The organism is Lysobacter firmicutimachus (assembly GCF_037027445.1).
Classification (GTDB): domain Bacteria; phylum Pseudomonadota; class Gammaproteobacteria; order Xanthomonadales; family Xanthomonadaceae; genus Lysobacter; species Lysobacter firmicutimachus.
This window is the reverse complement of the sequence record NZ_JBANDL010000002.1, coordinates 3,911,325-3,935,624: the sequence shown is the minus strand read 5'-3', so window position 1 is coordinate 3,935,624 and position 24,300 is coordinate 3,911,325. Positions and strand designations below refer to the sequence as shown.

23 protein-coding genes are annotated in these 24,300 nt (G+C 70.9%); 11 read left to right on the top strand and 12 right to left on the bottom strand.

Going from position 1 to position 24,300, the window contains the following annotated elements; all coding sequences use genetic code 11:
• Positions 1–153: 153 nt before the first annotated feature.
• The 8 genes from V2J18_RS17035 to V2J18_RS17000 form a co-directional block, all read right to left on the bottom strand.
• Positions 154–291, bottom strand: a complete 138-nt coding sequence (locus V2J18_RS17035) for a hypothetical protein (protein WP_336132413.1) — start codon at positions 289–291, stop codon at positions 154–156.
• Positions 292–531: 240 nt separating this feature from the next.
• Positions 532–1,638: a PepSY-associated TM helix domain-containing protein gene (locus V2J18_RS17030; protein ID WP_336132412.1), complete on the bottom strand. Its 1,107-nt coding sequence runs from the start codon at positions 1,636–1,638 to the stop codon at positions 532–534.
• A gap of 25 nt (positions 1,639–1,663) precedes the next feature.
• Positions 1,664–3,784, bottom strand: a complete 2,121-nt coding sequence (locus tag V2J18_RS17025; protein ID WP_336132411.1) for a TonB-dependent receptor — start codon at positions 3,782–3,784, stop codon at positions 1,664–1,666.
• Positions 3,785–4,150: 366 nt separating this feature from the next.
• On the bottom strand, positions 4,151–5,128 hold the full coding sequence (locus tag V2J18_RS17020; protein WP_336132410.1) for a ribokinase: 978 nt from the start codon (positions 5,126–5,128) through the stop codon (positions 4,151–4,153).
• Positions 5,129–5,132: 4 nt separating this feature from the next.
• A complete protein-coding gene (locus V2J18_RS17015) occupies positions 5,133–6,431 on the bottom strand; it encodes a NupC/NupG family nucleoside CNT transporter (RefSeq protein WP_336132409.1) in 1,299 nt (432 codons plus the stop codon).
• A 245-nt stretch (positions 6,432–6,676) separates the two neighbouring features.
• Positions 6,677–7,813: a GGDEF domain-containing protein gene (locus V2J18_RS17010; RefSeq protein WP_064747724.1), complete on the bottom strand. Its 1,137-nt coding sequence runs from the start codon at positions 7,811–7,813 to the stop codon at positions 6,677–6,679.
• A 67-nt stretch (positions 7,814–7,880) separates the two neighbouring features.
• Entirely contained in the window at positions 7,881–8,471 is a 591-nt protein-coding gene (locus V2J18_RS17005; protein WP_064747723.1) for a TMEM165/GDT1 family protein, read from the bottom strand.
• Positions 8,472–9,161: 690 nt separating this feature from the next.
• On the bottom strand, positions 9,162–10,118 hold the full coding sequence (locus V2J18_RS17000; RefSeq protein WP_064747722.1) for a hypothetical protein: 957 nt from the start codon (positions 10,116–10,118) through the stop codon (positions 9,162–9,164).
• Positions 10,119–10,186: 68 nt separating this feature from the next.
• Between V2J18_RS17000 and V2J18_RS16995 the strand changes: the two genes are divergently transcribed.
• From V2J18_RS16995 to V2J18_RS16975, 5 genes are all read left to right on the top strand, one after another.
• Positions 10,187–11,158 carry an aldo/keto reductase gene (locus V2J18_RS16995; RefSeq protein WP_064747785.1) on the top strand — a complete coding sequence of 324 codons (972 nt, stop codon included), beginning with the start codon at positions 10,187–10,189 and terminating at the stop codon, positions 11,156–11,158.
• A 153-nt stretch (positions 11,159–11,311) separates the two neighbouring features.
• The gene (gene hemP, locus V2J18_RS16990; RefSeq protein WP_064747721.1) at positions 11,312–11,563 is read left to right on the top strand and encodes a hemin uptake protein HemP; all 252 of its coding nucleotides are present in this window, start codon (positions 11,312–11,314) and stop codon (positions 11,561–11,563) included.
• 380 nt (positions 11,564–11,943) lie between these two features.
• On the top strand, positions 11,944–14,241 hold the full coding sequence (locus V2J18_RS16985) for a TonB-dependent hemoglobin/transferrin/lactoferrin family receptor (RefSeq protein WP_425606047.1): 2,298 nt from the start codon (positions 11,944–11,946) through the stop codon (positions 14,239–14,241).
• A gap of 3 nt (positions 14,242–14,244) precedes the next feature.
• Positions 14,245–14,820, top strand: a complete 576-nt coding sequence (locus V2J18_RS16980; protein WP_064747720.1) for a hypothetical protein — start codon at positions 14,245–14,247, stop codon at positions 14,818–14,820.
• A gap of 113 nt (positions 14,821–14,933) precedes the next feature.
• Entirely contained in the window at positions 14,934–15,827 is an 894-nt protein-coding gene (locus V2J18_RS16975) for a DUF6607 family protein (RefSeq protein ID WP_186442571.1), read from the top strand.
• 106 nt (positions 15,828–15,933) lie between these two features.
• Here V2J18_RS16975 and V2J18_RS16970 read toward each other — a convergent pair whose 3' ends face one another.
• From V2J18_RS16970 to V2J18_RS16960, 3 genes are all read right to left on the bottom strand, one after another.
• Positions 15,934–17,139, bottom strand: coding sequence for a PDZ domain-containing protein (locus V2J18_RS16970; protein ID WP_064747718.1), 1,206 nt, complete (start codon positions 17,137–17,139; stop codon positions 15,934–15,936).
• A gap of 164 nt (positions 17,140–17,303) precedes the next feature.
• Positions 17,304–18,224, bottom strand: a complete 921-nt coding sequence (locus V2J18_RS16965; protein ID WP_336132408.1) for a hypothetical protein — start codon at positions 18,222–18,224, stop codon at positions 17,304–17,306.
• Entirely contained in the window at positions 18,217–18,861 is a 645-nt protein-coding gene (locus V2J18_RS16960; protein WP_064749777.1) for an RNA polymerase sigma factor, read from the bottom strand. The genes V2J18_RS16965 and V2J18_RS16960 overlap by 8 nt, the downstream gene beginning before the upstream one ends.
• An 89-nt stretch (positions 18,862–18,950) precedes the next feature.
• Here V2J18_RS16960 and V2J18_RS16955 point away from each other — a divergent pair, with 89 nt between their 5' ends.
• From V2J18_RS16955 to gcvH, 6 genes are all read left to right on the top strand, one after another.
• Positions 18,951–19,907, top strand: coding sequence for an SPFH domain-containing protein (locus tag V2J18_RS16955; RefSeq protein ID WP_064749779.1), 957 nt, complete (start codon positions 18,951–18,953; stop codon positions 19,905–19,907).
• Position 19,908: 1 nt separating this feature from the next.
• Positions 19,909–20,355 carry an NfeD family protein gene (locus V2J18_RS16950; protein WP_064749781.1) on the top strand — a complete coding sequence of 149 codons (447 nt, stop codon included), beginning with the start codon at positions 19,909–19,911 and terminating at the stop codon, positions 20,353–20,355.
• The gene (locus V2J18_RS16945) at positions 20,352–20,930 is read left to right on the top strand and encodes a hypothetical protein (protein ID WP_336132407.1); all 579 of its coding nucleotides are present in this window, start codon (positions 20,352–20,354) and stop codon (positions 20,928–20,930) included. Before V2J18_RS16950 ends, V2J18_RS16945 begins: the two co-directional genes overlap by 4 nt.
• A 133-nt stretch (positions 20,931–21,063) precedes the next feature.
• Positions 21,064–22,185 (top strand): glycine cleavage system aminomethyltransferase GcvT, encoded by a 1,122-nt coding sequence (gene gcvT / locus V2J18_RS16940; protein ID WP_336132406.1) that lies wholly within the window; start codon positions 21,064–21,066, stop codon positions 22,183–22,185.
• A gap of 16 nt (positions 22,186–22,201) precedes the next feature.
• The gene (locus V2J18_RS16935) at positions 22,202–22,837 is read left to right on the top strand and encodes a 2-hydroxychromene-2-carboxylate isomerase (protein ID WP_064749784.1); all 636 of its coding nucleotides are present in this window, start codon (positions 22,202–22,204) and stop codon (positions 22,835–22,837) included.
• A 90-nt stretch (positions 22,838–22,927) separates the two neighbouring features.
• A complete protein-coding gene (gene gcvH, locus V2J18_RS16930) occupies positions 22,928–23,323 on the top strand; it encodes a glycine cleavage system protein GcvH (protein WP_064749785.1) in 396 nt (131 codons plus the stop codon).
• A gap of 345 nt (positions 23,324–23,668) precedes the next feature.
• Here the strand turns inward: gcvH and V2J18_RS16925 are convergent, their stop codons facing one another.
• Positions 23,669–24,196: a hypothetical protein gene (locus V2J18_RS16925; protein ID WP_336132405.1), complete on the bottom strand. Its 528-nt coding sequence runs from the start codon at positions 24,194–24,196 to the stop codon at positions 23,669–23,671.
• Positions 24,197–24,300: the final 104 nt, after the last annotated feature.

The following is a 24,300-nucleotide window of genomic DNA, read 5'->3' as shown; positions in this document are numbered from 1 at the left end:
GCTATACGAGCGTAGAACGAAGATGTGAACGCGATCCGGCCGGCCCGGCGCGAAGCCGGCGCGGGCGGCGGACCGCCGCGAGGGACGGCGGTCCGCCGGGCACAGGGATCAGAACTCGTAGCGCAGGGTCGCGCTGAGGCTGCCCTGCTCGCCCTAGCAGCGGTACAGCCGGCCGCTGGCGCAGCAGGACAGGGAGCCCTTGCCGAGCAGGTTGCCGGCGTTCAGGCGCAGGCTCAGCCCGCACAGGGTCGGGTACAGGCGGCCGAGCTCGTAGTGCCGCGACAAGTCCATCCGAGCGTAGGCCGGCACCTTGAGGCGGCGCGTTGTCAGTGCCCTGCTTCCGGTAGGGGCGGCGCGGGCCGCGACGACCGGAGCGATGCGATTCCACATTGCGTCCCGCAGCGAAACACACCACGCGCTGCATGCATGCGGCGCCGCAGCCTGTGAGCCGCGTCGCTGGCGCACATCGCTGCGGTCGTCGCGGCTCGTGACCAGGGAAATCCCCGCGGCACGCCGCTCCTGCAATAGCGCTCAGCGGCCGCGGCGGCGGCGCCAGAACAGGAAGCCGGTGATCAGCAGGAACGGCGGCGCCAGGCCGACGATCGCGCTGAGGGTCTGCCAGGCGCGGCCGCCGACGAAACCGCCGTGCAACGGATAGATCGCTTCGTAGAGACGCGAGCCGCGGCCCTGGCGGGTCGCATCGAGGGTGCCGAGCACGGCACCGCGATACGGATCGATCCACACCTGCGAGCGCCCGACCGGATGCCATTCGCCCGGCGCGCGGGCGCGGATCGAGACCAGGGCGCTGCCGGCTTTCGGCAGACCGATGCGGCGCAATCGAGCGCCGGCCATCGCCCCGCCCGGTGCCACCGCGGCATCGGCGGCGCGCAGCACGCCGGCCCAGTCGATCGGAGCTTCGCTCGCCGCCAGCGTCGGCGGCTTGGCCGGTTTGCCCTCGGCGAAGGCCGCGCGCAGCGCATTGCGGGCGATCTCGTCGTAGACCATGGCGGTGCCGGTCAGCGCGGCCAGCAAGGTGAGCGGCAGCAGCCACAGGCCCAGGCCGCGGTGCCAGCTGAACCAGCGTCGGGTCGGCGGACCGCGGTACCAGCGCAGGCTTGCGCGCCAGGCCGACCAGCGCGGCCACCACAGATACAGGCCGCTGAGCAGCAGAAACAGGGCGACCAGGCCGGCGACGCCGAGCACCTGCTCGCCGTTCTTGCCGGCCAGCAGATGGGTATGCAGATCGCGCAGCCACAGCAGCAGGTCGTTGCCGGTGTTGCGGGTCAGCAGCAGCTCGCCGCTGGCCGGATCGAAATAGCGCCGCTCGTTGTTGGGGAAGTACGCCTGCCATACCGGCAACTGCGCGCTGGGCAGATCGAGCGAACTCATGCCCTGCGCCCGCCAGTGGCCGACGATGCGGTCCAGCGCTTGCGCACGTTGTGCCGGCGACGGCAGGGCATGTCCGGCCAGTTGCGGATAGGCCCACAGCATCAGCTCGCGCTGGAACGCGAGCACGGTGCCGGACAGCGCGACCGCGGCGAACACCGCGCCCGCGCTGAGCCCCAGCCACAGGTGCAGCCACTTCAGCGCACCGCGCAGGCGTTGGCGGAAGGGGGCGGGGGCCTGGCGGGGACTCATGCTGGGCGCGGCGGCGACGGTCGGTTCAGAAACGATACGACCAGTTGACGTTGAACACCCGTCCGCGCCCGGCGACGTAGGTGTCGTTGCGCGGCGTGCTCTGCGAGTAGTAGGTCACGTACTGCTCGTCGAACAGGTTTTCCACGCCGAGATTGAGCTGGCCGACCGGCAGCTGCACCCGCGCCTGCAGATCGACGGTAGCGACGCCGTCGGTGCTGGCCACGCGCACGCCCTTGGAATCGAAATCGCGATCGAAGGCGCGGCTGCCCTGCAGGCGGGTCGAGACGCGGTCGTTCCAGGTATGGTCCCAGAACGCGGTCAGGCGGTCGGGGCTGATGTTGATGCCCGGCAGGTCGCTGTCGACGCGGTCGTCGCCGTCGCTGTCGTAGCGGCCCTTGGCGCGGGCGTAGCCCAGGCCGACCCGGCCGGCGTCGGAGAACTGGAAGGCGACGTTGCCCTCGATGCCGCGGATCTCGGTGCGCTCGCGGACCACGTTGTAGCTCTGGGTGTTGCGGTCGAAGGCCAGGCGCGAGCCGAGGTCGGAGTCGGACCCGTACGCGGCCAGGTGCGCCAGCCAGCGGCCGTTGTCGAAATCGACGCCGACTTCGCGGTTGTCCGAGACCACCGGCGACAGATCGACCAGGTGGTCGACGCGCTGGTTCGGCGCGGTGATGCCGCGCAGCACCCGGCCGATGTCGGCGACGGTATAGCCCTCGGAGTAGGAGGCGTAGAACTTCAGCGCGTCGCTGGCTTCGAACACCGCGCCGAAGTTGGGCAGGGTCTCGCGTGTCTTGGGCGAGCCGCCGCGGACGAAGCGGCTGCCGCCGGCGTTGGCCGGGATGGTGGTGAAGTCGTCCACCCGCAGCTTGCCGCGCTCGTGGCGCACGCCGGCGGTCAGCATCAGCTTGTCGGCCACCCACCATTCGGCCTGGACGAACGGCGACCAGGACTCGTACTGCGTTTCCGGCACCCACTTGAGCTTGGCGACCACCAATTCCTGATAGGTCTTGTCGCGGTTCCAGTCCAGGCCCAGGGTGGCGCGCAGGCGCAGGCCGAACAGGTTGTCGCGCGACCAGCCGAACTTGGCGCCGAGCTTTTCCGACACGTTCTGCGACTGGTCCCACCAGTGCCGGTCGCGGCCGTCGCGCCAGAAGTCTTCCCAGTCGGTGGCGCCGTACAGGCCCTTGAAGTCGACCCAGAACAACTGGGCATTGAAGTAGCCGCCGGCCAGCGACTTGTCGCTGTAGTCCAGGGTCAGCGAAGTCGAGCGGTTCTGCGCGCCGCGGCCCTCGCGGCTGCCCGGCGCCGAGGTCGCCAGCTTGCCGGTGCGGATGTCGCCGTTGACGGTGATGTAGTCGTTGTTGCCGCGCAGCTGGTAGCGGTTGGCGGTCAGCTGCAGGCGCTTGTCGGCGTCGATGTCCCAACCGGTCTTGGCGAACAGGTTGTAGCTGCGCGCGTCCATCAGGTCGCCCTGGATGTCGTTGACCGCGATCGCGTCGCCGTTGCCGTCGTAGTACAGGCCTTCGCTGGCGTAGCTGACGCCGCCGACGAAGTCGACCGCGCCACTGCGGACGCCGAACAGGTAGGAGCCGCGGTAGCCGACGCTGTCGCTGCGGTTCGGCAGCGCGGTGCTGGCGCCGAGGCTGAGCTCCTGGAAGCGCTCGCCGTCCTGGCGCGGCGCGCGCTTGGTGATGATGTTGATGATGCCGCCGGACGCGCCCAGGCCCTGCAGCGCGTTGGCGCCGTGGATGACCTCGATGCGCTCGATCATCGCCGGGTCGATGGTGTGGCCGTCGCGGCCGCCTTCGCGCAGCGGCGTGGACTGCGGCACGCCGTCGACCAGGTACAGCGGCTTGCGCCCGCGCAGGGTTTCGCCGCCGTTGGTCAGCTTCTGCCGCGAGGGCGAGAACGAGGGGATCAGGTTGGCCAGCACCTGCGACACGTCCTGGGTCACCGCCAATTGCTGCCGCAGCTGTTCCTGGTCGATCACCGTGATGGTGTTGGCCAGCGCCGCTTCCGAATTCGGCACGCGGCTGGTGCTGGCCGAGACGGTCACCCGGTCGAGGTCTTTGGCCGCGTCGGCATGGGCGAGGGGCGCGGCGAGAGCGGCCAGCACGGCGCTGGCGAGGAGCGGGAGGCGGGGCATGCGGAGGGGGCCAGAGAACTGCGACAGGGTCCGCATGTTAATGCGAACCATTCTCAAATAAAAGTTCGACTGAGGACAACGCCGCGGATGTGCGTCCTCGAAGGACAGAAATCTAATTTTTTCAGATGTTTAGCGACATCGGTACGCGGCCGGGGCGGATTCGGAGACGAAGCCTGCGTCGCGGGCGTGCCCCGCGGTCGCGGCGCGCGCCGCTCCTACAGGGGGCGTGGCGCCGGAGCCCCTTTGTAGGAGCCGTGCAAGCCGCGACCGCGACAACGCCGCTGCGGCGAAACCTCCGGCGCGGGCCGCGACAATCCGACTGCGACAGAACCTGCGCTGCGAACGGCGGTCCGCCGGCGCCGCGGCTCAGCCGAACCGCGCCCGGACCTCGGCGTCGCGCGGCATCGCCGCGGCCGCGCCGGGGCGCTCGGTGGACAAACCGGCGTAGCGGCTGGCGTAGGCGATGTGGCGCTCGAACGGCGCCGCCGGATCGCGCGCCAGGGCGGCGGCGAGGGCGCCGTTGAAGGCGTCGCCGGCGCCGGTGGTATCGACGGCGTGTACGGCGGCGGCGGGGCAGCGGTAATACGCCTGGGCGTCGCCGCGCAGGGCGCCGTCGGCGTGCGAGACGAAACAGCCGGCCTTGCCCAGGGTCACCACCACGCTGCCGTGGGCCAGCAGGGCGCGGCAATGGCCGTGCAGGACCGCGTCGTCGAGTCCGGCCAGGGCATCGGGATCGAGTTCGACGCCGGTGCGCCGACGCAGTTGGGCGCAGAACTCGGTTTCGTTCGGAGTGATCACGTCGGCCAAGGCCCACAGCGCGTCGCTGGCGACCGCGTCGGCCGGGGCCGGATTGAGCAGGGTCACGGCGCCGGCGCGGCGGCCGTGCGCGAATGCGGCGCAAGCCGATTCGGCCGGGGTTTCCAACTGGCTCAACACCACCCGCGCGGCGTCGAGCGCGTCGGCCTGGGCTTCGACCCAGGCCGGCGACAGCTCGGCGTTGGCGCCGGCGCCGATGACGATGCTGTTGCGGCCGTCGGCGTCGACGTAGATGCCGGCGGTGCCGGTCGGCCGATCGCTGCGCAGATCGTGCAGCTCCAGGCCGTCGCCGGCGGCGAGCGCGCGCGCCAACTGGCCGCCGGCGTCCTCGCCCAGGGCGCAGACGAAGCGGGTCGGCGCGCCTGCGCGCACCGCCGCGATGGCCTGGTTGAAGCCCTTGCCGCCGGGACCGGTGTGGTAGGTGCCGGCCAGGGTCTCGCCCGGGCGCGGCAGCGCCGGCAGCGACCAGACGTGGTCGACGTTGAACGAGCCGACCACGACGACACGGCCGCTGGTTTCCTGACGCATGCGCTTAGGCCGAGAAGTGGGTCAGCACGCCGGCGATGGTCGCGGTCATGAAGGTCGCGATCGAGCCGCCGAGCACCGCGCGCAGGCCGAACCGGGCCAGGTCCTGGCGGCGCTCCGGGGCCAGCCCGCCGATGCCGCCGATCTGGATCGCGATCGAGCTGAAGTTGGCGAAGCCGCACAGCGCATAAGTGGCGATCAGGCGGCCTTCGTCGCTGAGCGCGACGCCGGCGACCTTGCCGTTGACGATGTCGGCCAGGTGGGTATAGGCGACGAATTCGTTGAGCACGACCTTCTCGCCGATCAGGCCGCCGACCACGTTGGCATCGGCCCACGGGGTGCCGATCACCCAGGCGATCGGCGCCAGCACGAAGCCGAGCAGGGTCGACAGGTCGGTCGGCTTGCCGATCGCCGCGGCCAAGCCGGTCTGCTCGCCGAGCCAGGTCAGCGGTGCGTTGACCAGGGCGATCAGGGCGATGAAGGCCAGCAGCATCGCGCCGATGTTCAGCGCCAGGCGCAGGCCGTCGCCGGCGCCGGCGGCGGCCGCGTCGATGACGTTGGCGGTGTGCTTCTCGACTTCCATCTTGACCGTGCCGCGGGTCAGCGGTTCGCCGGTTTCCGGCACCAGGATCTTGGCGATCACCAGGGTCGCCGGCGCGGCCATGATCGAGGCGGCGAGCAGGTGCTTGGCGTAGAAGGCCTGGGCATCGGCGTCGCCGGCGCCGAGCATGCCGACGTAGGCGGCGAGCACGCCGCCGGCGATGTGGGCCATGCCGCCGATCATCATCGTGATCAGCTCCGACTCGGTCATCTTGGGGATGTAGGGGCGCACGGTCAGCGGCGCCTCGGTCTGGCCGATGAACACGCTGGCGCAGACGCTGGTGGTCTCCGCGCCGGACACGCGCATGACCTTGGTGATCGCCCAGGCCATGCCGCGCACCACCGCCTGCATCACCCCCAGGTGGTACAGCACGCCCATCAGGGCGGAGAAGAAGATGATCGTCGGCAGCACCTGAAAGGCGAAGATGAAGCCGAATTTGCTGACGTCCATCAAGTCGCCGAAGATGAACTTCGAGCCGGCGCCGACGAACTCGAGCACGTGCACGAAGCCCTTGCCGATCGCGTCGAATACGTCCTTGCCGCCCGGCACCAGCAGCACCACGGCCGCGAAGGCGACCTGCAGAGTGATGCCGGTGGCCACCAGCTTCCAGTCCACCGAACGACGGTTGACCGAAAACAGCCAGGCGATGCCCACCAGCACCGCCAAACCGAACAGGCCGAAGCCCACGCGTACGATCGAATCCACTCCACTCTCCCCGGCGCCGGAGCCCCGGCGGCTTGTCAGCGTTCTAATAGTCGGCGCAGCCTAGTGGCTGGCCGCGCCAGCGGCAAGCCGCTGAGGCGCCGGAAGCGCCGGATGGGGCCCCGATCCGGGCCGGATCGGCGCCGGATCCGCGCACGATGGGCTCACGGCGCGGCCGCGCCGGGATGCGGCGGAGCCAGGTCGCGCGGCCGCGGCGACGGCGACCTCGCCGATCGAGGCGATTTCGTTCAGATATCCCGCGCCACGACCCGGTTGCGCCCGGACTGCTTGGCCCGCTGAAGGCGCTGGTCGGCACGGCGCAGCAGGCGCGACAGGTCGCCGCCCTCCTGCGGGAAGGTCACCAGGCCGGCGCTGAAGCTCAGCCACAGCGGTTCGCTGCCGCGGCCGGGCTCGAACGGGCGCTCGGCGACGGTGCGGCGGATCGCATCGACCTCCTCGAAGGCGGTGCCCAGCGGCTTGCGCATGACCAGCAGGAACTCGCCGCCGCTGAGCCGGACCAGCCATTCGCTGGGCTCGGCCTGCTCGCGCAGCACCGCCACCAGGTGGCGCAGGCTACGGTCGCCGAGACGGTGGCCGAATTCGTCGTTGATGCGCTTGAAGTGGTCCAGGTCGATCAGCGCCAGGGTCAGGCTGCCGCCGTCGCGGCGCACGGTGTCGAACAGGCGCGGGATGCGGTGGGTCAGCCAGGTCCGGTTCGGCAGCCGGGTCAGGCCGTCGGTGCCGGACATCTCGATCAGGCGTTGCATCCGGTACACGACCATCGAGGTCGCCACGGTCATCATCGCCAGCAGCACCAGGCGCTGGGTCTGGCTGCCGACGGTGACCGCGCCGTAATCGCTGGACAGCAGGTCTTCCGGCGAGGTCGCGGCGGCGAACACGCCCACGATCAGCAGGCCGTACTCGGCCAGCGCCAGCAGGCCGGCGAACAGCGCCACCCGGCCGTCGCTGCGCAGCGCGGTCAGCAGGATCGCGAACAGATAACCGCACCACACGATCAGGCTGTTGAGCCCGGCCGGCAGGTGCTGCATCGCCAGCGCGATCAACACCAGGGTGGTGGTGGTGACGTCGAACGCGGCCGTGACGAAGGGCAGCCAGCGATAGCGGCGCTGGCGCCGGGCCAGGGCCAGCCACAGCTGCGAGAACACGTTGACGAAGATCGCGCCGCCCAGGCCGATCAGGGTCTCCTTGACGCTGCCGCCGCCGATCGCGTTGAACAGCGGCAGCAACAGCAGCATCGCCGCCAGCAGCGCGCGTAGCCGCGCCACCAGCAGTTCGCCGCCGGCGCCGATCTCCAGCATGATTTCGTCGGGCCGCACCAGTAGCGCCAGCACCACGCTGCGCAGCCTCCCGCCGATGCCGTGCATCCTTACCCGACTCCCCGTTTACGGTCGCCGCGAGCATAGCGCGAGCGGCCACCGCCGGGGCCTGGAATCAGCCGATTCCGCGCAAAGCGACCCAGATCGCGAGTGCGGCGAACACCGCCGCAGCCAGCAGGCGCGCGGTCTTCAGCGGCAGGCGGTCGGCGAAGCGGCTGCCGAGCAGGGCCACCGGCACGTTGGCCAGCAGCATGCCCACGGTGGTGCCGGCGATCACGCCCCACAGCGGTTCGTAGCGGGTCGCCAGCAGCACGGTCGCGACCTGGGTCTTGTCGCCGATTTCGGCGAAAAAGAACGCGATGGTGGTGGCGAGGAAGGCGCCGCGGGCGGAAAAACGCGGTTCCTCGTCGTCGAGCTGGTCGGGCTTGAGGGTCCACAGTGCGACCGCGAGGAAGCTGGCGGCGACGACCCAGCGCAGCACTTCCGGGCGCAGCCATTGCGCGACCAGAGTGCCGAACCAGGCGGCGAGGGCGTGATTGAGCAGGGTCGCGACCAGGATCCCGGCGATGATCGGCCCGGGCTTGCGGAAACGAGCGGCGAGCAGCAGGGCCAGCAACTGAGTCTTGTCGCCGATTTCGGCGAGCGCGACGGTGCCGGTCGAAACCGCGGTGGTGGCGACCGAAACCGGCAGGAAGGACAGATCCATGGAAACTCCGGGGTCGGGCATTCGCGTGGACGCGAAGGCGGACGCCGCGCGGCCCAACCCGGGTTACGCGCAACGCCTGCCTTCGGTCTTGCCCGTGGTGGCTGGCGGCCGCACCGGAATGCCGGATCGCGGACCTGCTGGCTGCCGCTCATGCGCCATGGCCGGCCGGCCAAGTGTGTTGACGCATGCCCCCGCGGACTCGCGTCGGCGGGTGGGCTACTCCCCGGAGGAGGAAAGTGCGGCGATTGTACGCCAGCCGCGGCGCAGCGCAGCGAATGAGAATGTTTCGCAACCGGCGGGTCGGGACAAGCCGCGCGCCGCACGCCGCCGCGTGGAAGCGCGCGAGGCGCGGGCCAGAAGCGGGTCAGCGCGGGGTTAGAAGCGACGCAAGTCGCGACCGCGCCAACACGGCCGCCACGCAGGTTACCCGCGGCGCAGCGATGGCTTCGACCGCGACGCTTTCTTCCGCAAGCGCTGCGTAGGCCGCGACCCGGGGACGCGACGGACCCCGCGGCCGACGTTGTCGTTGCGGTGGCGCGGTCGCGACTTGCGCCGCTCCTACACGGGGCGGTTCTGGTAGGAGCGGCGTGAGCCGGACCGGAGGCGCCGCGACCGCCAACTAGCGATGCCGTAGCCGACGTTCGCGGTCGCGACCTGGGTCGTTCTCCTGCCCCTGTGCGATCGCGGCGCTCAGGGCTGCGAACACGGCGGGCCGGCGTTGTCTTCTGCGAACAGGGTCGCGAAGCCGCCGGGCATGATCCGCGGCAGCCGTTGCAGCGGCGGTTTGACGGCGGGGAAGTAGTCGCGCTGCCATTGCGCCGCCAGTGCCGCGGCGGCCGGTTCCAGCGCGGCGTAGCGGGGTTCGGGCGGATCGGCGTTCTTGCCGGCCAGGCGGCCGACCAGCAACCGCATCGCCCGCGCCTTGGTCGGGTCGTTCGGGATCAGCCCGGCGATCGGCGAGGAGTTGTCGCTGTAGGCGACCATCAGGTCGAACACCGAAGGCAGATAGCCGGCCTCGAACGAGAGCTGCAGCATGTTGCCGGCCTCGGCGCGCCAACGGTCGAATTCCGGCGTGGCCATGCGCGAGTAATCGGCCAGCACCGAATCGCCGCGCGCGTAGCGGTACATCGCCTCGGGTTCGCCGGCCAGCGCCGCTTGGCGCAGATAATGATTGCCCTGGTGCCAGGCGTCTTCGGGCGCGTTGCGGCATTCGGCCAGCAACTGCCGCGCACGGCCGACAGTACGCTCGTGGTAGGCGCGTTGCTCGGCCGGCATCTGGGTGCGCGAATTGGCCTCGGCGTTGGCCAGCACCTGTTCGGCCGGGGTCAGGTCGACGCAGCGCAGCAGGTCGACGCCGAGTTCGCAGGCCGCGCGGCTGTCGCCGCTGTCGGCGCGTTGCTTGAGGTCGGCCAACTGCGGGTTGCGGTAGGCCGGGCCGCGGCTGGGTTCGATCTTGCGCTCGGTCTGCGCGGGCGCGTCCGCCGTGTCCGGAATCTCGTCGGCGGCAGGCGCCTTGTCCGCCGCAGGGGCGGGGTCGGGCGGGCGCGACGGTTCCGGCGCCCTTGCGCGCCACAGTTGCCAGCCCAGCAAGGCGACCGCGATCGCGATCAGCGTCGCCGGCAGCAGTCGGGTACTCGATTTCGCCACGCGCTGTCCTTCGCCTTTACGTCCGTGGGCGTAGCATGCCCGCAATCGCCGATCCGCGGAGCGCCGCCATGCAATATCGTCGACTGGGTTCGTCCGGGCTGCAATTGTCGGCGCTGTCGTTCGGCGCCTGGGTCACCTTCGGCGGGCAAATCGGCGCCGAGGCCGCGCGCGAGCTGATCGCCACTGCCTGGGACCACGGGATCAATTTCTTCGACAACGCCGAGGGCTACGCCAACGGCGAGGCCGAACGGGTCATGGGCCAGGCCCTGGCGCAACTGCGCCTGCCGCGCGACGGCTACTGCGTGTCGAGCAAGGTCATGTTCGGCGCAGTCGACGATCCGCGTCCGACCCAGAGAGGCCTGTCGCGCAAGCACGTGGTCGAGGCCTGCCACGATGCCCTGCGCCGGCTGCAGGTCGAGCATCTGGACCTGTATTACTGCCATCGCCCCGATCCGGACGTGCCGATCGAGGAAACGGTATGGGCGATGGACGGCCTGATCCGGCAAGGCAAGGTGCTGTACTGGGGCACGTCGGAGTGGCCGGCGGCGTCGATCCGCGAGGCGCACAAGGTCGCCCGCGCCCATCACCTGCATCCGCCGACCATGGAGCAACCGCAATACAACCTGCTGCACCGCGAACGGGTCGAGTTGGAGTACGCGCCGCTGTACGCCGAACTCGGCCTGGGCGCCACCACCTGGTCGCCGCTGGCCTCGGGCCTGCTGACCGGCAAGTACCGCGAAGGTTTTTCCAGCCAGGGCCGGCTCGGCCTGGCCGATACCGCCTGGCTGCAGCGGCTGGTGGTCGGCGGCTCGGAGCAGCGCCGGCTGGCGCGGGTCGAGGCCTTCGTGGCGATCGCGCGCGAGCTCGGCGAGCCGCCGGCGCCGCTGGCGATCGCCTGGTGCCTGCGCAATCCGCATGTATCCAGCGTGATCCTCGGCGCCAGCCGCAGCGACCAGTTGCGGCAGAACCTGCAGGCGCTGGACCTGGCCGCGCGGATCGGCGAGGCGGACTGGCTGCGGATCGAGAACGCGGTGGCCTGAGCGGATACATGAACGGGACTGGGCGTCGGCGCGGTAAGGCGATGGCTTTGCCTGGTTTGACCTCAGTCGCAGATCGGAGGCGCGGGGTGTTGACGCTCAAATGAGAATCATTATCATTTTTATCCGAGCCCACCCCCCGAGCGAGTCACCGCCATGTCTCTGCGCAACCCGGTGCTGCAGCTGAAGCCCCGTACTGATCGTTCCGTGTCCGTCGTCGCGCCGGCCCCGGCCGTTGCCGCCGTCGCTCCTGCGTCCGTGACCTCGGCCGTCGTCGCCGCGGCCCAGGGCGTTCTGGTGGAAAGCACCGCGTTGCTGCGCGGCGCGCGCGAAGTGTTGATCCGCCACGGCGGCGAGGTCTACCGCCTGCGCCACACCCGCAACGACAAGCTGATCCTGACCAAGTAAACCGGCGTTCGGCGCGGCCCGGCCAAGCGCGAGAAGGCGACATCCGTTTCCGCCCAGGCCGGTTCGCTCCAAACAACCCCGTGATCGGCGCGCACCGCCCCAGCCCGGAGCGGCGGAGTCCCGCTTTTCCGGTTCGGTCGGTCCGCACCGACGACGCTCTCTCCCCACGTCGGTCCTTTGCGCCGTGCACGGCGCAGCGCGACCGCGTCGTCGGTGCGCAACGCCATCGCCCGCGCCACCCGCACCGCACCCGACCCGGGTGCGGTGCGCTGCGTCGGCTTCGCCGACCCGCCAGCACCTTCTCTCTCCAAGGCTGCCAGCCCGATCCCAGCGGATGCCAGCTCGCCTCGGCCCTCCCTCTCCATCGTCCGAGCCGAAGCATGTCCCGCGTCCATACCCCGTTCGTCTGCGCCAACTCCCACGCCCGCTCCCGTCCCGCCCGCTGCGCGCTCGCCCTGGCCCTGAGCCTGGCCTTGCCGGTGCTGGCCCACGCCGCCGACGCGCCCGATGCGTCCGGCGACGTCAACGAACTGCAGCGCGTGGTGGTCAGCGCGACCCGCACCGAACGCGCCGTGCAGGACGTGCCGGCGACGGTCGGCGCGATCGACCGCGAGCGCATGGACCGCGAACTGGTGCGCGACCTCAAGGACCTGTTTCGCTACGAGCCCGGGATCGACGTCGGCGCCAATCGCGAGCGCTTCGGTCTCGGCGACATCCGCATCCGCGGCCTCGGCGGCAACCGGGTGCGGGTGCTGGTCGACGGCATCTCGGTCTCCGACGGTTTCTCGATCGGCAGTTTTTCCAGCGCCGGGCGCAACTTCGTCGACCTCGACACGGTCAAGGACGTCGAGATCGTGCGCGGCCCGAGCAGCGCCCTGCACGGTTCCGATGCGCTCGGCGGCGTGGTCGCGTTCGTGACCAAAGACCCGCAGGACTATCTGCAGGACGGCGCCGGCAGCTATTTCGGCCTCAAGCTCGGTTACCAGGGCAAGAACGAAAGCCTGTTCGGCGGCGCCACCGCGGCGTTCGGCGGCGAGCGCTGGTCCGGTTTGGTGGTGCTCAACCACCATCAGGGCGAGGAAACCCACAACCAGGGCGAGCGCGCCTCGCTGGACGCGCGCCGCACCCGGCCCAACCCGCAGAGCAACGACGGTCGCAGCCTGCTGACCAAGCTGGTCTACGCGCCCAGCGACGACCAGCGTTTCCGCCTGACCGTGGAAGGCAGCGAGGACCAGACCGATACCGACGTCTACAGCGCGCGCGGCACCGCCTTGTCGATGCCGGGCGCGCCGGCGGTGCGGGTGCTCTCGCAGACCGGCGACGACCGCCAGACTCGGGTACGGCTCGCGTTCGCGCACGAGATCGATGCGCTCGACAGTGTGCTGACCGACTCGCTGCGTTGGCAGGTCTACCGCCAGGACAGCGAAACCAACCAACGCACCCGCGAACACCGGGTCAGCGTGGTCGGCGGCCGCGAAGTGAGCCCGACGCTGCGCCTGCGCGAATTCGACTTCGACCAGCGCGTCTACGGCGCCGAAGCCACCGCGCACAAGGACTTCGCCACCGGCGCGGTCGAGCATACCCTGACCTACGGCTTCGAATACGAAGCCACCGAGTTCCGCCAGAAGCGCGACGGCCGTGCGGTCAATCTGACCACCGGCGCGGTCAGCAACGCGATCCTGCCCGATGTGTTTCCGGTGCGCGATTTCCCGGTCAGCAAGACCCGCAACGCCGGCGTGTTCGTACAAGACGAAATCCGCTTCGCCGACGGCGCGTTCCGGCTGGTCCCGGCGGTGCGGGTGGACCGCTACGAGCTGCGGCCGCAGAAGGACGCGATCTGGAACGGCGACAACCCTGGGGTGCAAGTCAGCGACCTCAGCAAGACCAGCGTCTCGCCCAAGCTCGGCGCGGTCTGGCACTTCGCCGCGGATTGGTCGTTGTACGGCGGCTATCAGCGCGGCTTCCGCGCGCCGCCCTACAGCGACGTCAACCTGGGCTTCACCAATCTGCAGTTCGGCTACACCGCGATCCCGAACCCGGACCTCAAGCCGGAGACCAGCGACGGCTACGAGGTCGGCCTGCGCTTCAGCAATACGGTCGGCTACGCCCAACTGTCGGCGTACTACAACGACTACCAGGACTTCATCGAGTCCAACCGCCAGGTCAGCGCGCCGCCGCAGACGCCGTTGATCGTGTTCCAATCGCAGAACGTGGCCAAGGCGCGGATCCGCGGCGTCGAGCTGCGCGGCGGCATCGACTTCGGCGCCTGGTCCGAGGCGCTGGCCGGCTGGTCGCTGCGCGGCGCGGCGGCGTACAGCAAGGGCGAGGACAAGACCGCGGACCGGCCGCTGGAGTCGATCGCGCCGCTGACCGCGAGCCTGGGCGTCGCCTATGACCGCGAGGCCTGGGGCGTCGAGCTGGCCGGGCGTTTCGCCCGCCGCAAGACCGATCTGCCGGTGCCGGGCCGCTTCGCCGCGCCGGGCTACGGCGCGCTCGACCTGCTCGCGCGCTGGGACTTCGCGCCGGGGGCGCGCTTCAACGTCGGCGTGTTCAACCTGACCGACAAGACGTACTGGGAGGCCGGCGACCTGCCGGGCCTGAGCGCGTCCAGCGCCGTCCTCGACCGCTACACCGCGCCCGGCCGCAATGTCGGCGCCAGCCTCTCGGTGAGCTGGTAAGCCATGCGCGCGCCGTTGCGTTCGGCCGGCGCCGATTCCGCTGCCTTGCCGGCGCCGGAACGCCTGGCCGCGGTCGCGACGGTGTTGTGCGCGTATCCGCCACGGCATCGCGACGCGCTCGACGGCTGGCTGCATGCCCGGCGCGCCGAGCGCCTGCTGCGCCGCGACGGCGAGGACCGCTGCGAGGCCCTGCTGTTCCGCGACGACGGCGGGCGCGCCTGCTGGTGCCTGTACCTGTTGCCCGACAGCGATTTCCTGGCCTGGGACGACGCCATCGCGGCCTTGCCCGCCTGCCGCGGCGGCGAAGCCCGCAGCGGCGCCTGGGCGCGCCTGCGCCGGCGCTGGTTGCGCCGGCTGCGCGGTCGTTGGCAGGCACAGATCCTGCGCCTGCAGGTGCTGGCCGACGATGCCGGCCACTGCATCCTGCTGGCCGACCGCGCCGAGCCGTCGGCGTTGGGCCTGGCGCACGCGCAGCGCATCGCCGCGGCCGAAGGCGCGCGCCTGCGTGCGCAGGCGGACGCTTGTTGTTGCCTGGCTTCGCGCCGCGCCGCGCGCGATCCGGCCGCGGCATCGGCCTGAACCGCGCGATCGCCGTTGCTTCCTTCCCGATCCCCTCCGCTTCTTCCGACGAACCACGAGTTTTCGCCATGACCCGACCGTCCCACCGCGCCAGCCTGCTGGCGATCTGCCTGATGACCCCGTTCGCCGCCGTCGCCGCCACCGCGCCCGAACGCGACCGCGCCTCGATCCTGGCGATGCAGGGCGAATACATCGTCGATTTCGCTTTCGACGAAACCGTGCTGCTCAAGCCCGGCTACGAGCGCGCGCCGGCGATGCGCAGCGGCGGCAACGAGACGGTAATCGTGGTCGAGGACCGCCCCGGCAAGATCGTGCTGCAGCACATCCTGGTCGACGAGAAGAGCGGACACGTGACCAAGCACTGGCGCCAGGACTGGACGTTCCAGGCCCCGCAGCGCTTCGAATTCAGCGCCGACCAGACGTGGCAGGTGCGTGCGATTCCGGTCGAGCTCAATCGCGGCGCCTGGACCCAGTGCGTGTACGAAGTCAGCGATGCGCCGCGCTACTGCGGCACCGGCCGCTGGGACTACGCCAACGGCACCGCGACCTGGACCGGCGACCCGAGCTGGCGGCCATTGCCGCGGCGCGAATACACCAAGCGCAGCGACTACAACGCCATCGTCGCGGTCAACCGCCATACCCTGACGCCGAACGGCTGGACCCACGAGCAGTTCAACACCAAGGTGCTGCGCAAGCCCGACGGCAGCCAGCAGGAGCTGGCCCGCGAGTTCGGCTTCAACGATTACCAGAAGACCGGCGAAGTCGACTTCAAGCCGGCCTATGCATACTGGGATGCGACCAAGGGCTATTGGGCGCAGGTGCGCGAGCGTTGGGAACGCTACCTCGGCCAGGCGCCGGGCGTGCGCCTGAAGACCCAGGTCGACGGCATGGCGATGATCGTTCCCCTGTTCGAACAGGCCGGACAGCGCGAGCAGGGCAAGCCAGTCGACGAGGGCCGGATCGATGCGGTGTTCGCCAAATGGGTCGAGCGCGCGCCAGTCGAGTGAGGCGAGGGACGCGTTCGCGGCGCCGGCCGAACGGGGAACGGCGCAATGCACGAGGCCGCAGCGCGAGCTCGGGCCTCGATCGTATGCGCGCCGCGAACGGCGCGCTTCAATACACCGCGACCTGCGCGTTGCCGGTCCAGGTCGGCGGCGCCGGTGGCGCGAAGGCCACGGCCGGCGGCCGTGCCAGAGCGCTGCGCTTCGGCGGCGGTGTGGGCGGTGTGGGCGGCGTCGGCAGGTCGGACGCGGATGGCGGCGCGGGCGGTGCCGGCGGAGGCGGCAGGTCCGGAGCGGACGGCGGTGCGGGCGGCGAGGGCGGTGCGGGCGGACGCGGCGGCGTCCAGCTGATCGCCTTCGGTACCTTGAGCTTGGCCTGGGCGTTGCGGCGGTCGCGCAGATAGTCGACCGCGACCTGGCTGCCTTCGGCTTTGCCGCGCAGCGCTTCCATCGCCTGCCGCGGGGTGTCGACCCGACGGCCGTCGATGCTCTGGATCACGTCGCCGGCTTCCAGGCCGGCCAGTTCCGGCCCGGTGCTGAGCACCAGCACGCCGTGCTGAGCGCCGAAGTAGCGGCCGAGCTTGGCGTCGACCGAGGCGAGGTTGAGGCCGTTCCAGCGCAGCGCCTCGCTGATCGCCGGCCACTTGCAGTCGCCGCCCTTGCACAGGTCTTTGCGGCTCACCCGGATCACTTCGCTGCGCACCTGCGGCGCGACCGCGGCGGCGACGGCCGGTGCGATCGCGGCGTCGAAATCGAAGTCGGCGCCGTCGAATTCGAAGGCCTCGCCGTCGCCGATGCGGTGGATGCGCACTTCCCGGCGCAGGCCGGGTTCGGCGCCGTCGATGCGGTCGAGCACCACCATCCGGTTGCCGAGTTGCGGGACGACCGCGAGCGTGGCGTCGCGGCCGTCGCGGTGATAGCGCAGCTGGGCGGGGCGCTCGGTCTGCAGCTTGCCGAGCAGGGTGCGGGCCTTGGCCAGGCGCGCGTCCTCGTCGGCGCCGTCGATCGCGCTGCCGTCGATCGCCAGCAGGCGATCGCCGCTGCGCAGGCCGGCCTTGGCCGCTGCGCCGTCGGGGGTGACCGCGAGCACGCGCACGCCGGCCGCGTCGTCGGCGTCGATGATCACCCCCAGCAACGGCCGCTTGATCCGTTGCGCGATCGGCGCCGGGTGGCCGTCCGGGTGGGCAATGACGATGGTCTTGCGCTGCGTTTGCGGTGCGGCGGCCGGCTCGGCCGCGGAGCTGGCCGCGGCGACGCTGGCCAACGCGCCGGCGACGGCGGCGGCGAGCAACAGGGGGATCAGGATCGGGCGTTGCATGGCGGTCTCCGCGGTGATGCTGGATGGTCGGTGGGGCTGGATGGGCGGACGGCGGTCGAAGGAGGAGCGATCGATCTGGAGCGGAAGATCTGGAATGGAAGGTCTGGAGCGGGCGGTCGGCAGCGGGCGATCTGGAGCGGTCCGGCGGCGCATGCGGGGCGGGCTCAATCGACCCGGACCAACGCGTCTTCGTAGCGCTCGCCGCGAGCGGCGTACCAGCGCTGCGAGCCCTCGACGCCGGCCAGGGCGCGCAAGGCATCGACGCGTCGTTGCCACAGCGCCACGCGTTCGGCTTCGGCCAGGCCGGTGCCGGACAGGGCCTCGTCGATCGCGGCGATGCCGCGGTCGAGTTCGGCGCTCATCACCGTCGCCGCGCCGCTGCCGACGCGATCGTCGCGGGCGAGGGCGACCAGGGATTCGAGTTGCGCCGATTCGCCTTGCAGGCGCGCCAGTGCGGCGGCGGGGGTATCGGCGGCCGCGACGCTGGCGACATCGGCGGCCGTGTCCGGGCCCTTGGCGACGACGGTCGGCGCGACGGCGGCGGCCGCGGAGCGCACGGCCGGGCGGCGCTCGCGCGCCGGCGCGCTCGCGACGCGCTGCGGCGGGCGCGGTTGCCGATCGGCCGACAGTGCGGCTCTCGCGGTGGCCGCGGGTGCGGCCGCGATGGCGGGGGCGCTGGGCCGGTCCGCGGCCGCCGCTTCGGCCGTCGCGATGCGTCCGGCGTCGTGCGCCGTGCCGGCCGCAGGGGGCGTCGACTGCGTGGCCGCGGGCGTTCCCGCCGTGGGCGCTGCGGTCGCGGCGACCGGCGCGACGATAGGCGCCGTCGGCGCGTGGCGTTCGCCTTGAATCCACCACAGCGCCGCCAAGGGCAACGCCGCGGCCACGGCGGCGGCCCAGGCCCAGCGGCGGGCCGGGCCGGCGCGGCGTCGCAGCGCCGGCGCCGCAGCGATCGGTTCGGAGACGGCGGCGTGCGCCTGCAACTGTGCCGAGAGGCGCGCCCAGCCGTCGGTCGGTGGGGCTTCCGGACCGAGCCGCGCGAAGGCGTCGGACCAGTCCTGCGGCGGAGAAAGGGAATGGTCAGGCATGGGCCTGCTCCAGGGCGTTGCGTTGCATGTCCGGTTCCAGCAACTGGCGCAGGCGGCGTCCGCCGCGCGCCAGTTGCGATTTGGAGAAGCTCGGCGTGCGCTCCATCAGCGCCGCGATCTCCTCGTGGGTATAGCCCTCGGCGTGGTACAGCCACAGCACGCTGCGGGTCGCCGGCGGCAGTTGCGCCAGCGCGCGGCCGAGGGCGGCGGCGTCGGCCGCCGCGGGCGGCGGCGGACTGCGGTCGTCGGCGAGGTGTTCGTCCTCGGCTTCGACCGAGTGCTCGTGGCGGCGTTGGCTGCGCAGCCGCATCAGCGCCTCGTTGACCGCGATCTGGCGCAGCCAGCCCCAGAACGGCGTGCCGCTGCCGTCGCGGTGGCCGCGGAAGTCGCCGATCCGCGTGAGCACTTTGAGCATCGTCTCCTGCAGCACTTCGGTGGCCTCCTCGCGGTCGCCGGCGATCCGCATCGCTAGGGTGAACACCGGCCGTTCGAACCAGCGGTAGATCTGCTCGAAGGCGGAGCCTTCGCCGGCGCGGGCACGGGCCAGCAACGTCTCCGGGACGTCGATCGCGAAGCTCGACAGCGGGCGCGTCGGCTCGGGCGGGGACAGCGGCGTGGGCTGGGATTCGGGCGGCATTCCAGGACAAGGATGCGGCAGGGGCGTGAAGGGTCGCAGCCGGTCGTCGGGCCTATACTGAGCGCATCGGACTAGGGAGGAGGGGATCCATGGGTACGACGCTGCTGGCCATGGTGCTGGTGTTCGCCGGGGTGGTGCTGCTGTTCAAGACCGTGCGCATGGTCCCGCAGGGCTACCAATGGACGGTCGAACGCTTCGGCCGCTACACCCACACCATGGACCCCGGGCTGCACTTCCTGGTCCCGGTGATCTACGGCGTCGGCCGCAAGATCAACATGATGGAGCAGGTTCTGGAAGTGCCGAGCCAGGACGTGATCACCAAGGACAACGCGGTGGTCAAGGTCGACGGCATCGTGTTCTTCCAGGTCCAGGACGCGGCCAAGGCGGCCTACGAGGTCGCCCAGCTGGAGATCGCGATCCTCAACCTGGTGATGACCAACATCCGCACCGCGATCGGTTCGATGGACCTGGACGAGTCGCTGTCCAAGCGCGACGAGATCAACACCAAGGTGCTCAACGCGGTCGACGCGGCGACCCACCCCTGGGGGCTGAAGGTCAACCGCATCGAGCTCAAGGACATCCAGCCGCCGCGCGACCTGGTCGATTCGATGGCGCGGCAGATGAAGGCCGAGCGCGAGAAGCGCGCCAACATCCTCGAAGCCGAAGGCCACCGCCAATCCGAGATCCTGCGCGCCGAGGGCGACAAGCAGGCCGCGATCCTGGCCGCCGAGGGCAAGCGCGAGGCCGCCTACCGCGAGGCCGAGGCGCGCGAGCGCTTGGCCGAGGCCGAGGCCAAGGCGACCCAGCTGGTCTCGGACGCGATCTCGCGCGGCAACGTGCAGGCGATCAATTATTTCGTCGCGCAGAAATACATCGAGGCCTTCAAGTCGCTGGCCGAGGCGCCGAATCAGAAGTTCGTGATGATGCCGATGGAGTCGGCCGGGGTGATCGGCTCGCTGGCCGGCATCGCCGAATTGGCCAAGGACGCGCTGGACCGGCAGGCGCAGACGCGCGGCCCCGGCGTGCCGCCGCGTTCGGGAGGCTGAGATGGCCTGGAGTTGGCAGACCATCGCCTGGGCCGCGATCGCGCTGCTGCTGTTCGCGGCCGAAGCGCTGGCGCCCGGTGCGTTCATGCTCTGGCTCGGCCTCGCCGCGGCCGCGGTGTTCGGCCTGGTGCTGCTGTTTCCGGGATTGACCGTGCTGGCCCAGGTGGCCGCGTTCGTGGTGCTCAGTTTCGTCTCGATCCAGGTCTACCGGACCTGGTTCCGCGGCCGCGAGCGCGCCAGCGACCAGCCGCTGTTGAACCGCCGCGCCGAACAGTTGGTCGGGCGGGTGGTGCCGCTGGAGCGGGCGATCGTGCAGGGCGTGGGCCGGGTGCAGATCGCCGATGCATTCTGGGACGTCAGCGGCCCCGACCTCGCTGCCGGCACGCCGGTGCGGGTAATCGGCACCGACGGCATGACCCTGCAGGTCGAGGCGGCGGACCGCGAATGAACGCAGTGCGCGCCATCGCGGTCGCCGCGCTGCTGAGTCTGGCGGCCGGCGCCGTCGGCGCCGCGCCGCACGACCCGCAAAAGCCGTCGCCGGCGCGCGGCGTCGAGCCGACCCACCCGACCGGCTGGGCGGGCTGGATCGGCCGGGTGGTGCCGCCGTTCCCGGAGGGCTTCCGTTCCAACACCGGCGGTTGCGTCGGCTCCGGCAGCAACGCCGAGCAGATCTGCGCACGCAGCATCGGCACCATCGACGACGCCGACGACCGCTCGGTGCGCCTCTACGCCGCCGAACTGGCCGGCCACAACGGCAACGAGGCGCGCTGGAAGATCACCGACGTGGTGCCCTACCCGAAGCTGTTGCGCGGCGAGCGGGTGTCGATTTCGACCTGCACCGTCGATGGCGCCGCCGACGCCGGCGTGATCGCCATCGTCGATACCGCCGTCGAGGACGCGCAGGCGCGCGAGACCTTCGCCGCGGTGCGTTGGGCGGTGCGCCTGGACCGCGTCAGCGGCCGTTTCGTCGATCTCGATCCGCGCCAGGTGCAGTGCTACAACGAGGGCCTCGACGGCGAGTGAGCCGCGCGGCACGACGGACGGCGCCGCATCGCAGGTTCCATGCGCCTGCGTACTCAATCGCGGGGAACGCGCAAGACGCGCGCTTCTGGGATAATCGGCGGCTCCATCCCCCCGACCCAGCAGGCCGCGCCCCATGAGCCAGATGACCATCCTCAACGACGCCCACCGCGCACTCGGCGCCAAGATGGTGGATTTCGGCGGCTGGGACATGCCGATCAACTACGGATCGCAGATCGAGGAACACCATCAGGTGCGCCGCGATGCCGGCATGTTCGACGTCAGCCACATGACCGTGGTCGACTTGCGCGGCGAGCGCGTGCGCGAGTTCCTGCGCCGGTTGGTGGCCAACTCGGTCGACAAGCTGCAGAAGTCGGGCAAGGCCCTGTACACCTGCATGCTCAATCCGCAGGGCGGGGTGATCGACGACCTGATCGTGTACTTCCTCGACGAAAGCTATTTCCGCCTGGTGGTCAATGCGGCCACCCGCGAGAAGGATCTGGCGTGGATCGGCGAACAGGCCAAGGCCTTCGGCGTGGAAGCGAGCGAGCGGCCCGAGCTGGCGATGATCGCGGTGCAGGGGCCGAATGCGCGCGACAAGGTGATCGGCCTGCTGCGCGAGGAAGACCGCGCGCGGATCGGCAAGCTCGGCAAGTTCGTCGCCGGCAACGCCCGCACTGCCGACGGCATCGAGCTGTTCGTCGCCCGCACCGGCTATACCGGCGAGGATGGCTTCGAAGTGGTGGTGCCGGAAGACCGCGCGGTGGCGCTGTGGGATGCGCTGCTCGCCGCCGGCGTGAAGCCGGCCGGCCTGGGCGCGCGCGATACCCTGCGGCTGGAAGCCGGCATGAATCTGTACGGCCAGGACATGGACGACGCGGTGTCTCCGTACGAAGCCGCGCTGGCCTGGACCGTGGTCCTGGACGAAGGCCGCGACTTCATCGGCCGCGCGCCGCTGGAGCAGCTCAAGGCCAGCGGCGCGGCGCGGCAGATGATCGGCCTGGTGATGGACGAGAAGGGTGTGCTGCGTCACGGTCAGAAGGTGCTGACCCCGCACGGCGAGGGCGAGATCCTCTCCGGCACCTTCTCGCCGACCCTGAACAAGTCGATCGCCTTCGCCCGCGTGCCGGCCGGCGAGATCCCGCTCGGCGCAGCCGGCAACCTGCGGGTCGACATCCGCGGCAAGGAAGTGCCGGTGCGGGTGGTCAAGTTCCCGTTCGTGCGCGACGGCCAGCCGCAGGACGGCGTGCTCGGCTGAGCCGGAGGCGGCGGACGTGATCGAGATCGACTACTACTTCAGCCTGCTCTCGCCTTACGCCTACCTCGGCCATGCCGCGGTGCAGGCGGTGGCGCGCGAGCATGGCGCGCGCCTGGTCTACCGGCCGGTGCGGATCTTCGAACTGTTCGCCGCCAACGGCGGCCTGCCCCTGGGGCAACGCGCGCCGGCGCGCCAGCGTTACCGCCTGTACGAGCTGCAGCGCGCGCGGGCCGAGCGCGGGCTGACGCTGAATCTGGCGCCCAAACATTTTCCGGTCGACCCGTCGTTGGCCGATCGCTGCGCGATCGCCCTGTGCGAGGCCGGCGCCGATCCGGCCGGTTACATGGACGCCGCGTTCCGCGCGGTCTGGGCCGAGGACCGCGACCTCGCCGACCGCGACACCGTCGCCGCGCTGCTGCGCGCGCACGGACACGACGCGGCGGCGGTGCTCGCCGCCGCGGACGCCGAGGCGGCCGACGAACGGTACCGGCGCAATACCGAGGCGGCGATCGCCGCCGACCTGCCGGGTCTGCCCGGATATGTGCTACGCGGCGAACCGTTCTGGGGCCAGGATCGCGTCGAGGCCCTGGGCGAGGCGCTGCGCAGCGGTCGCGCGCCTTTCCGCTGCGACTTCGCCGGCGGGGCGCGCTGAGGCGCCGGCGCCGCCCCTGTCGCATGTCGACTCCGCATCGTTAAACTACGCGCCATCAACCAGCCGCTCCCGTCACGTTCGAGGCCAGCCATGAGTGAAATTCCCGGCGATCTGAAGTTCATGAAGTCCCACGAGTGGGCCCGCGCCGAAGGCGACGGCAAAGTCACCATCGGCATCTCCGACCACGCCCAGCGCCTGCTCGGCGACCTGGTCTACGTCGAGCTGCCCAATGTCGGCGACCGCCTCGAAGCCGGCAACGCCTGCGCCGTGGTCGAGTCGGTCAAGGCGGCTTCGGACGTCTACTCGCCGGTCACCGGCACCGTGACCGCGGTCAACTCGGCGCTGGCCGACAAGCCCGAGACCATCAACGAGGACGCTTACGGCGAAGGCTGGATCCTCACCGTCGCGATCGAGGAGCCGGACCAGCTCAACGAACTGCTCGGCCCGGACGACTACGCCGAACTGCTCGAAGACGACGACCACTGATCCGCCGCCGTCGCCCTCGGGCGACGCCAGGCATCACGGGGAGCGCACTGCGGCCGCCCAGCGGCCGGCACGGCGCTCCCCGTTTCGTTTGCGGTCGCCGCGTCCGCTCGGCGGACCGCGCAGCGGCGGGTTCGCCGTCGCCGGCCGGTGCGGCGCGCATGCACCGCCGCGCATTCCGCATCCGTCCCATCCCGTTTGCGCCCGATGTCCGCGGCCGCGTGCGTCGTCGCGCCGGTGTGCGGCGCCGCGTGCGCCGTGCGTTCCGGCGCACCCGCTCGCCGCTCGCCCGATCGCCGCGCCGACGAACGGTCGTCGGCCGCGCCCGCGCGGCAGCACACGCGGCGTTCACGGGCTCCGCCTCGGCGCGTCTTCGCTTCGGCGCGGCGATCGCGCCGCGCGGCCCTCGTCGACGGCACCGCACCGCATCCCGGTCGGGTTCGCGCGGTCCGCTCCTGCGCACGAAGAAAACACGTTTTTCCCGGGGATTTTTTCGTTACCGCCGGTGCGGCCGCGATGCGCGGGAATGCGGCCGCCGCGCGCGGGGTCGGCGGCACGCGCGCCGGCGTCGACCGGCGCGCGCTCGCTCGCGCATGCGCGAGTCGCGCGGCCGATTCGCACGAGGGCGAACGAGCCGGTGCCGAGCGGCAGAAAAAAGGTTCGCGCAGTTTCGCGCAAATCGGCTTGTGCGACGCGAAATCGGACCGGGCGAGCGGAAGGAATTTTTTCTTCCTCCGACGACCGCCGAACGCGTCTTCGCAGTGCGCGACGGATGCGATGCGTGCTTGCGAAAATCTTCGGCGCGATTTCGTCGAGTGCGCTGAAACCCGCGCCAGGCTTGGCTTTCAGCGCGATCGAAAAAAAACTTCCACGCACGATCCGGATTCGCGCATGGATTTGTCGCGCGCGCCGACGACGCGTTCGGGACGGCGTCGAGGCGGGACCGCCGGAAGGAAAAATCGGCGGGGTTGTTGACAGTG